Source organism: Devosia rhodophyticola, from assembly GCF_028816475.1.
In the GTDB taxonomy this organism is placed as follows: domain Bacteria; phylum Pseudomonadota; class Alphaproteobacteria; order Rhizobiales; family Devosiaceae; genus Devosia; species Devosia rhodophyticola.
This window is the reverse complement of record NZ_CP118247.1, coordinates 2,599,146-2,610,699: the sequence shown is the minus strand read 5'-3', so window position 1 is coordinate 2,610,699 and position 11,554 is coordinate 2,599,146. Positions and strand designations below refer to the sequence as shown.

General features: G+C 58.8%; 10 protein-coding genes. 5 read left to right on the top strand and 5 right to left on the bottom strand.

Going from position 1 to position 11,554, the window contains the following annotated elements:
* Positions 1-11: 11 nt before the first annotated feature.
* A complete protein-coding gene (locus tag PSQ90_RS12805) occupies positions 12-575 on the bottom strand; it encodes an HdeD family acid-resistance protein (protein ID WP_282210683.1) in 564 nt (187 codons plus the stop codon).
* A gap of 159 nt (positions 576-734) precedes the next feature.
* Here PSQ90_RS12805 and PSQ90_RS12800 point away from each other — a divergent pair, with 159 nt between their 5' ends.
* The gene (locus tag PSQ90_RS12800) at positions 735-1,922 is read left to right on the top strand and encodes an MFS transporter (RefSeq protein ID WP_282210682.1); all 1,188 of its coding nucleotides are present in this window, start codon (positions 735-737) and stop codon (positions 1,920-1,922) included.
* Here the strand turns inward: PSQ90_RS12800 and PSQ90_RS12795 are convergent.
* Positions 1,919-2,374: a GatB/YqeY domain-containing protein gene (locus PSQ90_RS12795; RefSeq protein ID WP_282210681.1), complete on the bottom strand. Its 456-nt coding sequence runs from the start codon at positions 2,372-2,374 to the stop codon at positions 1,919-1,921. The two genes, PSQ90_RS12800 and PSQ90_RS12795, sit on opposite strands and share 4 nt — an antisense overlap.
* Positions 2,375-2,564: 190 nt before the next feature.
* Between PSQ90_RS12795 and carA the strand changes: the two genes are divergently transcribed.
* Positions 2,565-3,770 carry a glutamine-hydrolyzing carbamoyl-phosphate synthase small subunit gene (gene carA, locus PSQ90_RS12790; RefSeq protein ID WP_282210680.1) on the top strand — a complete coding sequence of 402 codons (1,206 nt, stop codon included), beginning with the start codon at positions 2,565-2,567 and terminating at the stop codon, positions 3,768-3,770.
* Positions 3,771-3,837: 67 nt separating this feature from the next.
* Here the strand turns inward: carA and ypfJ are convergent, their stop codons facing one another.
* Positions 3,838-4,767: a KPN_02809 family neutral zinc metallopeptidase gene (gene ypfJ, locus PSQ90_RS12785; RefSeq protein WP_282210679.1), complete on the bottom strand. Its 930-nt coding sequence runs from the start codon at positions 4,765-4,767 to the stop codon at positions 3,838-3,840.
* A 236-nt stretch (positions 4,768-5,003) separates the two neighbouring features.
* Between ypfJ and PSQ90_RS12780 the strand changes: the two genes are divergently transcribed.
* Complete coding sequence (locus PSQ90_RS12780) at positions 5,004-6,983, top strand: bifunctional 2',3'-cyclic-nucleotide 2'-phosphodiesterase/3'-nucleotidase (RefSeq protein ID WP_282210678.1); 1,980 nt, start codon at positions 5,004-5,006, stop codon at positions 6,981-6,983.
* Positions 6,984-7,028: 45 nt separating this feature from the next.
* On the opposite strand, the gene PSQ90_RS12775 is transcribed toward PSQ90_RS12780, so the two are convergent.
* Positions 7,029-7,340 (bottom strand): hypothetical protein, encoded by a 312-nt coding sequence (locus tag PSQ90_RS12775; RefSeq protein WP_282210677.1) that lies wholly within the window; start codon positions 7,338-7,340, stop codon positions 7,029-7,031.
* A 122-nt stretch (positions 7,341-7,462) separates the two neighbouring features.
* On the bottom strand, positions 7,463-8,914 hold the full coding sequence (locus PSQ90_RS12770) for a hypothetical protein (protein WP_282210676.1): 1,452 nt from the start codon (positions 8,912-8,914) through the stop codon (positions 7,463-7,465).
* Positions 8,915-9,149: 235 nt separating this feature from the next.
* Here PSQ90_RS12770 and PSQ90_RS12765 point away from each other — a divergent pair, with 235 nt between their 5' ends.
* Both PSQ90_RS12765 and PSQ90_RS12760 read left to right on the top strand, forming a co-directional pair.
* A complete protein-coding gene (locus PSQ90_RS12765) occupies positions 9,150-9,902 on the top strand; it encodes an ABC transporter ATP-binding protein (protein ID WP_282210675.1) in 753 nt (250 codons plus the stop codon).
* Entirely contained in the window at positions 9,902-11,431 is a 1,530-nt protein-coding gene (locus tag PSQ90_RS12760) for a permease (protein WP_282210674.1), read from the top strand. Before PSQ90_RS12765 ends, PSQ90_RS12760 begins: the two co-directional genes overlap by 1 nt.
* The last annotated feature ends 123 nt before the right edge of the window (positions 11,432-11,554 follow it).

Genomic DNA, 11,554 nt, shown 5'->3' with positions numbered 1-11,554 from the left:
GATTTTCGGTACTAGGCCGAGCGCGTCCGCTGATAAAGTTTCCACGCCCAGCCAAAAAGACCGAGCGACAAAACGATCAACATGATCCCGCCAAACATCACCATGACCGTGGTGCTGACCAATGGAAAAAACAGGAACACCAGCCCAATGACGACATAGCTGACGCCAGACAGGATGACGGGCCAGATATGGGCATAAAGCGCCCGCTCCCGCACCACCACAACCATCTGCATGATGCCAACGCCCAGTGCCACAATGCCGACCAGCGTTGCCAACAATGAAGCGGTCAGGATGGTTGCGATCAGTGGGCTGATGAAAATCAATATCCCGAGAATAAGGCTGAGCGCATTGGCGACCACGTCAAACCAGTAATTGCCGCTCTTGCCGCCACCAAACGTCAGGCTCCAAAGCCCCAGCACGCCATCAACAATCAGCAATATGCCGCCAAACAGCACCAGCACCGTCAGCGCCTGCCCCGGCCAGATCAGCGTATAAAGCCCCGCCAACAGCATCAGCACGCCGCGCAACGCCGTCGCCGCCGCAAACCGGCGCTTGGTCTCTGTAGATACCGCCATTTCAGTCTCCATTCCCCATCATGGGCCTCCCTCAAATGTAGCTGGTAATATTCGCCATTCAAGTTTTTGAGAACTCATCAACAACAAATGTGCGTTGCGTCATCCACCGCCCCGTGGTCTGAGCAGGCTTTCCCTTGAGACCCGCTCGCCGGTTTACCCATGTCGCTGCCGCTAATCGCCCTGTTTGTCGCCGCTTTCGCTTTCGGCACTGCCGAATTCGTCATCGCTGGCGTCTTGCCGGAGGTCGCAACCGGCCTGACCATTTCCATCCCTACGGCGGGCTATCTCGTCACCGGCTATGCTGTCGGCATTGCACTGGGCGGTCCGGTGTTGGCGGTCTTTTCCAAAAAACTCAGTCGCAAGACGCTGATTCTGGGTCTCAGCACCATTTTCACCATTGGGCAGGTTCTGTGTGCGCTCGCCCCGAATTTTGAAACCCTCATGGCGGCCCGCGTTCTGGTGGCCGCCGTGCACGGCACCTATTTTGGCGTCGCCTCGATCGTTGCGACCGGTCTGGTACCGCCCCATAAACGCGGTTCCGCAGTCGCGCTCATACTGTCCGGCTTGACCGTCTCAACTATTCTAGGCGTGCCCGGCGGCACGGCAATCGGCAATGTTCTGGGCTGGCGAGCCACGTTCTGGGCGGTCGGTGGCCTAGGCCTGCTGGCAACCATCGCCATCGCGCTCTACCTGCCCAAAACCATTAGCACTGCATCGACCAGGTCCAGTTTTCGTCGCGAGTTCAAGGCGTTGGGGCGCCAGCAGATCATTCTGTCCCTGCTCATCGTCATTCTGGCAATGATCGGACAGGCCAGCATTTTCACCTATATAGCCCCGTTGCTGCTTACCATCACCGGCGTTGACGCAAGTTTGCTCCCCTGGCTGCTCTTGCTCTTGGGCACCGGTTCGACAATTGGCGTTTTCGCCGGGGGACGCCTTGCCGATTGGCGCTTGATGCCGTCGCTGATCACCATTCTGGCGCTATTGGCTGCAATCCATGTAGTGCTTTTTCTCGCCAGCCCCTATCCGCTGCCCATGGCGATCGCCATGTTCGTCTGGGGTGGCATAAATTTTTCGTTCAGCGCCCCGGTCCAATCGCGGGTGTTGCAATGGGCCGGTGATGCGCCAAACCTGGCCTCATCGCTGATCCCCACCGGCTTCAATATCGGCATCGCCATCGGCGCGGCTGTGGGCGGCTTGGTGCTGCAATCGCCCGCTGGCTATCGCGCCCTTCCCTGGGTCGGCGCGGGAACGCTGACCCTGGCTTTCGCGGTGGCGTTCATTTCCTACGTCTGGGAGCGCCGGACGGGCGCAATACCCCCGTCACTGGCCGCAACACCAGCCTAACCGCCGATCAAGGCCGCCTTGACCTTGCCCGAAGCCTTGCCAAAATCGATCCGCCCCGGATAATCGGCCTTGAGCTGACCAATGACCTTGCCCATGTCCTTGGGCCCCTCAGCGCCAGTCGCGGCAATCGCAGCAGCAATAGCGGCATCCACTTCCGCCTCGCTCAGCCCTTTGGGCAGGAACTCGTTGAGAATGTCGATCTCTTCCTTCTCCACGGTCGCCAGATCCGTGCGACCCGCTTCGACATAAATGGCAAAGCTTTCTTCGCGCTGTTTGACCATTTTTTGCAGCAGCACCAGAATTTCTTCGTTGGTTGCCGGGCCACGATTCTCGCCGCGCGCGGCGATGTCCTTGTCGTTGATCGCTGAATTGATCATCCGCAAGGTCGACGTGCGCCGTGCATCGCGGGCCTTAAGAGCCAGTTTGAGGCCTTCGCTGAATTGTTCGCGCATCTATTTAGTCCTCTTGCCCAATGCTGTTTCACCCCCATATAGCGCTGCAAACGCCACTATGCCACTTGCGTGTTGAAGACGCCCCTCTTAAGAGAAGCTCTCAACCGCCATTGCGCAGACCGTGACAACGAACAGTGCCCCGCACTATTCGTGCCGTTGCCACACGACGCACACACCAAGGAGCTCCACCATGACCGGCTGGGAACAATCACCCGCGACCGCCCTCCTGATTTTGGCCGATGGCACGCGCCTCGAAGGCCGCGGCATTGGTGCCGTCGGCCATTCGGCTGGCGAGATCTGCTTCAATACCGCCATGACCGGCTATCAGGAAATTCTGACCGACCCTTCCTACGCTGGCCAGATCGTTACCTTCACCTTCCCGCACATCGGCAATGTCGGGGCCAATGACGAAGATACCGAAACCGTCAATATGGCCGCGCTATCGGGCGTACGCGGCGTCGTGCTCAAGGCCGACATTACCAACCCGTCCAATTATCGTTCCCTCGAAAAACTCGATACCTGGCTCAAGAAACGCAACATCGTTGGCATCACCGGCATCGACACGCGGGCGCTCACCGCGCTGATCCGCCAGTCGGGCATGCCCAATGGCGTTGTGGCACACGCCCCCGACGGCCATTTCGATGAAGCCTCGATCAAGGCCGAACTCAACGCCTTCCCCGGTCTTGTTGGCCTCGATCTGGCGCGCGAAGTCACCACCGCCCAGACCTACCACTGGGATCAGACTGGCTGGAAACTGGGCGAAGGCTACGGCACCCTCGAAGACCCCGAATTTCATATCGTCGCCGTCGATTTCGGCGCCAAGCGCAATATCCTGCGCTGCCTCGCCGATCAGGGCGCCAAAGTAACGGTTGTCCCTGCCAGCGCCTCGGCGGCCGATATTCTGTCACACAATCCCGATGGCATTTTCCTGTCCAACGGCCCTGGCGATCCGGCGGCCACCGGCCAATATGCGGTCCCCACCATCAAGACCCTGCTCGATACCGGCAAGCCCATGTTCGGCATTTGCCTGGGCCATCAGTTGCTCGGCCTCGCACTGGGTGCCACCACCACAAAAATGCATCAGGGTCATCACGGCGCCAACCATCCGGTCAAGGATTTGACCACCGGCAAGGTCGAGATCACCTCAATGAACCATGGCTTCGCCGTCGAAAAAGCCAGCCTGCCCCCAGGCATCACCGAAACCCACGTTTCGCTGTTTGATGGCTCAAATGCTGGTCTATCGGTGGATGGCAAGCCGGTATTCTCGGTCCAGTACCACCCCGAGGCCAGCCCCGGCCCGCGCGACAGCCACTATCTGTTCACGCGCTTTCTTAATCACGTGCGGGCACAAAAAGGGCTCGCCCAGAAACCGGAATATGTAGCGCCCGCCGCCTGATTGCGCCGTGACCAAAAAGTTAAGGCCGCCCCAGCGATGGGAGCGGCCTTTTTCAATTCGTGCCTGTTCAGACCGAGCCTGAAAAAGTATCACACTGGCTGACATCGCCGCTCTGATAGCCGCGCGCAAACCAGGTCTGGCGCTGCTTGGATGTGCCGTGATTGAAGGTCTTGGGCACCGCATAGCCCTGCATTCGTTTTTGCAGCGTATCATCACCAATCTGGTCGGCGGCGTTCAAAGCCTCCTCGAAATCACCGGTTTCAACCAGATTTTGCTCACCGGCATAATTGGCCCAAATGCCGGCATAGCAATCGGCCTGCAATTCCACCCGCACCGAATAAGCATTGGCCTCGGTGGCGCTCATGCTCGCCCGCGCCCGATTGAACTGCGGCAATACGCCAGTCAGGTTCTGCACATGATGCCCCACTTCATGGGCCAGCACATAGGCCTGGGCAAAATCCCCCGGCGCCCCGAACTCCTGCCTAAGCTGATCATAGAATGCCAGATCTATATAAACCTTCTGATCTTCGGGACAATAAAATGGCCCGGTTCTTGCGTCCGCCACGCCGCACCCCGATTGAGTGCCGCCGCTGAACAGCACCACGACCGGCGCACTATACTGCGACCCGGCGTCGGCAAATTTCTGCGTCCACAAATCTTCGGTTTCCTTGACCACCACGCCAACAAAATCGGCCAGTTCGTCCTGCCCGGCTGATGGCAACGGACGCTGGGCTGCCGAACTCGAAGTGGTCGGTGCCCCGTTCATACCTGAAATGATATCAATCGGATTTTGCCCGGTCGTGACCCAGATCAGACCCAGAATCACTACAATCCCAACCAGCCCTATCCCGCCACCACGACCGCCGCCGCCGCGGCCCCCGCCTGTCGGAATGCGAAAACCGCCCCGCCCGAGACCGCCGCTCAAGCCGCCGGGTCGGCCACCCGCGCCGCGCCGATCGTCAATATTGGAGCTGCGCTCCCGCCCACGCCACTTCATGGATTTGTCTCCATTTTACTGTCCCCAACATACATATCTGGTGCAGGGCAAATCGTAATGTAAAAATATTTGACCATATGGTCCAAAAATCCTAACACTCTGGGCGCCGCCGTCATCGCAGCGTCACCATGCAGCGGCACGTGAGGCCCAACAGCGCTCACCCAGGCCTGATCGAATATAATCGGCTAGGTTCCGTTCTGCCCGTTTCAACCAGTAATCTGTCGTGGAGAAATGTGATGAAATTTGATCCTAAACTATCTCGTCGTACGTTCCTTGCCGGCTCTGCCAGCATCGGTGCGATGGCTGTATTGCATCCTTTTGCTGCCAGCGCGCAGGCCAACCAGGCCCATTTGCGCATCATCGAAACAACCGATTTGCACGTCGCGGTCTTCCCCTATGATTATTACGCTGACAAGCCCAACGATACCATGGGTCTGGCGCGTACCGCTTCAATCATCGACTCGATCCGCGCCGAAGCGGGCAACTCCATGCTGATCGACAATGGCGATATCATTCAGGGCAATCCAATGGGCGACTATATCGCCTATGAAAAGGGCCTCACCGACCATGTTCACCCCATGATCGCAGCCATGAACACGCTGGGCTACGAAGCCGCGACCTTGGGCAATCACGAATTCAACTATGGTCTCGATTACCTCGATCAGGCCCTGTCGGGTGCCAACTTCCCGTTCGTTTCCGCCAATCTGGTCAAGGGCGACACGCTTGCCGCCGATCCGCTGGACGACGAAACCTATCTCGAGCCGTTCCGCATCATCGAAAAGGAAGTAACCGACGGTGCCGGTGCCAAATCCACCGTCAAGATCGGCCTTATCGGCTTTCTGCCACCCCAGATCATGACTTGGGATGCCACCCATCTGCAGGGCAAGGTCAGCACCCGCGACATCGTTGAAACCGCAAAGGCCTATATTCCCAAAATCCGCGCTATGGGCGTTGATCTGGTGATTGCCCTGTCGCACTCCGGCATTGCTGACGACGACACCCCCGGCGCGGAAAACGCCTCGCTTCAGCTCGCCGCTGTTGATGGCATCGACGTCGTCCTGACTGGCCACCAGCATCGCGTCTTCCCCGGCCCCGATTATGCCGACATTCCCGGTGCCGATACCGACGCTGGCACCCTGAACGGCAAGCCTGCCGTCATGGCTGGATTCTGGGGTTCCCATATGGGCTTGATCGACTTGCTGCTCGAACAGGATGCCGAGGGCAAATGGGCTGTCCTTTCCCATACCTCCGAAGCCCGCCCGATTTTCGAGCGTGTCGATGGCAAGGTTCAGCCCTTGGTTGAAAACGAAGCCACGGTTGCCGCCGCTGCCCAGACCGATCACGACGAAACCATTGAATATGTGCGCCGCCCGGTTGGCGAAACCTCCGCACCACTCTACTCATATTTTGCCCTGGTCGCCGATGACCCGTCCGTCCAGATCGTTTCACAGGCACAGACCTGGTATTTGAAACAGATGATGAAGGGCACCCAATGGGAAGCCCTCCCCATCCTGTCTGCAGCGGCCCCCTTCAAGGCTGGTGGTCGTGGCGGCGCTGATTATTATACCGACGTCCCTGTCGGTCCTGTCGCCATCAAGAATGTGGCCGATCTTTACCTCTATCCAAATACCATTCAGGCGGTAAAAATCACCGGCGCCGACGTCAAGAACTGGCTGGAACGCTCCGCAGGCATCTTTAATCAGGTCGAAAAAGGTGCCGTCGACGCGCCCCTGATCAACAATGATTTCCCGTCCTACAATTTCGACGTCATCGACGGGGTCACCTACAAGATCGACCTCACCCAGCCCTCGCGCTTCTCTGCCGACGGCAAGGAAGAGCCAAATCCGGACGCCAGCCGCATCATTGATCTGATGTATGAAGGCAAGCCGATTGATCCAGCCGCCGAATTCGTCATCGCCACCAACAATTATCGCGCCGGTGGCGGCGGCAACTTCCCCGGCATCGGCCCCGACGTCATCATCTTCAAGGGACCGGACACCAACCGCGACCTGTTGGTCCGCTTCATCGTTGAAAACGGCACCATCAACCCCTCTGCTGATAGCAACTGGGCGCTGGCGCCAATCGGGGGCACAACGGTGTTGTTCGAAACCGGCCCCAAGGCAGCCGATCACGTTGCTGACGTTTCGGCGGTAAAAATAGAGTCGACCGGCAAGACCAGCGACGATGGGTTCGGCATCTACCGCATTACGCTCTAGCCGACAAAAATCGAGGCGGCATCATCGGGTGCCGCCTCCGATACATCAAGCCGACTTGTCAAACACCAACCCTAAACCGGATGGCGGGTTCGGCGCACTCACCGCTCCACGGCCGCTATCGCCTTCGCGCTGGCTCAATGTACCACCGAAACTGACGGCATTCGGCCTGGGTTCAATGCCAGATTTGCTGTTCTGGATGTCCGTCACCAAATTATCCTGGCGCGCATCCGTCCCGGACAATGCCGCGTCTGGATGGGCGGGATCAATGAACTTCTTGGCCTCTGCAACATCGTCGCAATTGCGGCATTGGTAGCCATTTACAATGATGGGCCTGGGATAATCGGTACTGATCGCCATTTGTGCCTCACGCAATACACCAACCCTATTCGCAATTGCCTAGCGATGGGTTACAGCACGTACCAATAGCGCCATCTCCATGTCATTTTCGCGTGAACACCCGCCCGGCAGCTCCGCAACGCTCAGGCGTAGCGCCCCGAGGCAGATGCATTCGCGGCCGCCTTGTCGCCATAGGCCTTTAGCGCCACCGCCAGCTTGAGCCCCAGCGTGCTCAGATCGCCACGAATAAAGGCAAACCGGACCTTGTCGAGGTCCAACTGATCGCGCAGGCCCGCAAATCGGTTGTCAGCGCCGTTGGCCAGCTTGTCGGGTCCGATTGCCGTGTCGAGCGCCTGGACCGCCGCCACGATGGCGCGGCGACTTTCCGTGGTCAGCCGTGCGTCGTCGGGATCACTTCTGTCATTTACAACGCGATAGCCCCGAAATATCTGCTGCTCACCATCCCGAACATAACTGCGCCCACTCTCGACCTGCTGTGTTCCGGTGGTAATGGTTTGCGTACCCACCTGCACCTGCTCAGTGCCGACCACGACAGTTTCAACACCGGTCTGCACTGTCTCTTCGCCTGTCTTGACCTGTTCGGCGCCGGTCTTGACCTGCTCGGTGCCAATCTTGACCTGCTCGGTCCCCACCTGCACCTCTTCGGTCCCCACCAGCACGTCTTCTGTGCCGATCTTGACCTGCTCAGTGCCAATCTGCACTTGCTCAGTGCCCGTAACGCTGGCTTCTGTCGTCCCTGCCTGCAAACCAAGATCGGCAAATGGATCGCCGGAAAAGTCCAGAAAGCCATTGGCAACACTGGCCAGCGTCAGCGATTGGGCATCCACCGTCTGCAAACCCAGCTTGCCGTCGCCGGACAGGCTGGCGTCCAACCCCTCGATACTGTCGAGCGCCAAAACCAGCGCCTTGCCGAATTCGCCGGTGCCGGTGCTGAAATTGAAATTGGTGGTCGTGCCATCCTTCGTCACCGCGATGCGATTGTTGGTGCTGAACTTGACCACCGCCAACGAGCCATCACCAACTTTTACCGAAAAGTCGGCGCCGATATCGACTCCTGACGCACTACGATTGGAAAAGCTGGAAATATCGCGCGAACCATCGACAATAGTTTCGTAAATGTCACGGGTCTCATAGATCGGGCGATCCTCAAAAACATCCCGCGTCTCATAGACATTGCGCGTTTCAAATATCGGACGATCCTCAAATACGTCGCGTTCTTCAAATACGTCCCGGGTTTCAAACACATCTCGCTGTCCAAAAATCGCCCGTTGCTCGGTAACATCGCGCGCTTCATATATCGGCACCAACTGGGTTACAGGTTCGGTGCGGTAGCTGGCTTGTAATTTGTATTTGGGAGCCGTGTCGTAACGCTCTTCAAACGAAGTCACGCCATATCGCGATTGCTCAAGAAACCGCGCATTGCCCAACGCGGCATCGAGTTTTTTCAATCCCGAGAGCGTCGCCGCTTCGCGGGCAACTTCGGGCCGGGCGCTAAGCTGTTGAACAGTCGGCACTGGCAAGGTGGCGGGGCGACCATAATTTTGCAGCGCGGCAAAAAAGTCTGCCCGCGACAACTGCAATCTCTGTGCGCTCGTAATCCCGACCACCGGTCAACCTCCGTTGTGGTTGCCAGTATCAGGGCCGAAGCTGAGAAAAAGCTGCGCAAAATACATTGCATTTTATCTATCGCGACTATTCAAATTCTGATCGACCGACGCCGCGACGCGGCCAAATTGTTAACGCTACTCGTTCACCCCCTTCAACGCCTGCCCGCTAGGCTGGTCGCCTATTCCGACCTGCGAGCCCGCCATGCCCAACGCCGCCCTTGAAATTTCCGGCCTGTCCAAAAGTTTTGACAAGCCCGTCGTCAATGCGCTCGACCTGACCATTCGATCTGGCGAATTCTATGCGCTGCTCGGCCCCAATGGCGCGGGCAAGACGACAATATTGCGCATGGTCGCTGGTCTGTTGCGGCCCGATGAGGGGGCGATTTCGGTCTTTGGCATCGATGCTCGCAAGGACGCTATCGCCGCCAAAAAGATCATCGCCTGGGTCTCCGATGAACCCATGGTCTATGATCGCTTGACCCCGCTGGAATATCTCGAATTTGTCGCCGGTCTCTGGCAGATCGATGCGACCACCGCCAAGGCACGTGCGCTCGATCTGCTCGACTGGCTCGGCCTCGCGCCCCACGCCAATGCCCTTTGCGGCAGTTTTTCCAAAGGCATGCTGCAAAAAGTCGCCCTTGCCGGCGCGCTGGTGCACGAGCCGCGCCTGATCATTCTCGATGAACCGCTGACCGGTCTCGACGCAGGGTCGGCTCGTCAGGTCAAGGATGTGCTGCTCAATAAGGTTCGCGGAGGCGTCACCGTGATCATGACCACCCATATTCTTGAGGTTGCCGAACGGATGGCCGAACGGATCGGCGTCATATCCAATGGCCGCCTGATCGCCGAGGGCTCGTTGGCCGAATTGCGCAATCGGATCGGTCGCGGCAACACAAGCCTTGAAGAAATCTTCCTCGATCTGGTGCAGACCGACGCACAGGGCGTTGCCGCCTGATGGCCCAGCCTGCCAGCATCACCTGGTTTGCCCGCCACGAACTGGGCCTCGCCTGGCGCGACTGGGCCGCCATGATGACCGGCGGTCGCCGCACTCGCGGCATGGTGCTGGGCGCAATCCTTATTGTCGCTGCCCTCATTATGCATTTGATCGCCTATGGCATTGTTTCGTCTTGGCTGGCCACGGGTATTGGCCCCGATAAGCCAACCCTGGTCATGCTGACTGGTGGCGGTTTGCTGTTCTGGTCGGTCATGCTGTCCCAGGCGCTGGAGTCGGTGACCCGTGTCTATTATGCCCGCGCCGATCTTGATCTCATCCTGTCCTCACCTGCCTCGGCAAAGCGGCTGTTTGCGGTGCGCACCGGCGCCGTTGCCCTGACAACTTTTGCCATGGCCTGCCTTTTGACTAGCCCGCTAATTGACGTGCTGGTGCTGCTCGATGGACCGCGTTGGCTTGCCGCCTTCGGCGTGTTGGGGGCAATATCCGCCCTGTCCGCCGCCATTGCCGTCGCGGTGACCATTGCGCTTTTCCATACCGTTGGCGCCAAGCGTACCCGGCTCATCGCCCAGATCATCGCCGCCATCGTCGGGGCGGGCTTCATCATCGGCATTCAGGCCGCCGCCATCATCTACTATGGCAAATTCTCCCGCTTCACGCTGTTGCAATCCTCAGACGTCATCAAAGTCACCCCCGATCTGACAAGCTTTGTCTGGCTCCCCGCCCGCGCCGCCATGGGCGATCTGTCTGCATTGCTGCCCGTTGCCTTATTGGGCTTTGGCGCGCTCGCCGCCGTCATTGCCGTCACTGCCTCCAGCTATGGTCACCACGCCATTTCGACCGCCAGCGTCAGCCACATTCGCACCGAACGCCGTCCCGCCACCCGCGCCTTCAAAAGCGGCTCGCCAAAACATGTCCTGCGCCTCAAGGAATGGAAACTGCTCCAGCGCGATCCATGGCTCTTGTCGCAAACACTTATGCAGATCCTCTATCTGGCGCCACCCGCCCTGATGCTGTGGATCAATTATGGCGAACATTCAGGCGCCTATGTCGTTGTCGTTCCAGTGCTGGTCATGGCGGCGGGCCAATTGGCGGGCGGACTGGCATGGCTCGCCATTTCGGGCGAAGACGCCCACGATCTGGTCGTCACCGCCCCCGTTTCCGCCCGCATGATCCTGACGGCCAAGATTGAAGCAGTCCTGACCATCATTGCCATCATCCTGTTGCCACTGATTGCCCTGCTGGCCCTGTCATCGCCCCAGATTGCTCTGGTAACGGCGGTCTGCGCGCTGCTATCGGCAGGCTCGGCAACAGCGATACAATTGTGGTTCCGTGTGGTTGCCCGACGCGCCATGTTCCGCCGCCGTCAAGTCGCCTCGCGCGCCGCAACCCTGTCCGAGGCCTTCGCCTCAATCATGTGGGCGGGCACCGGTGCCCTTTGGGCCTCTTCCTCATGGCTGGCTCTGGCGCCCGCCATTCTGGCCATTCTGGTACTGGGTTTCGCCAAATTGATCAGCCCCCGGCGCGATTGAAACAGTATCCGCCCGGCGATACCCTGCCATTGGGAACCATCCCCGGTGTGCTGCGTTTGATCATTTAGAGTTGTTGTGGCGCATCCACGTAGATTCACTTAATATTCTGCTCACGAACGTAAT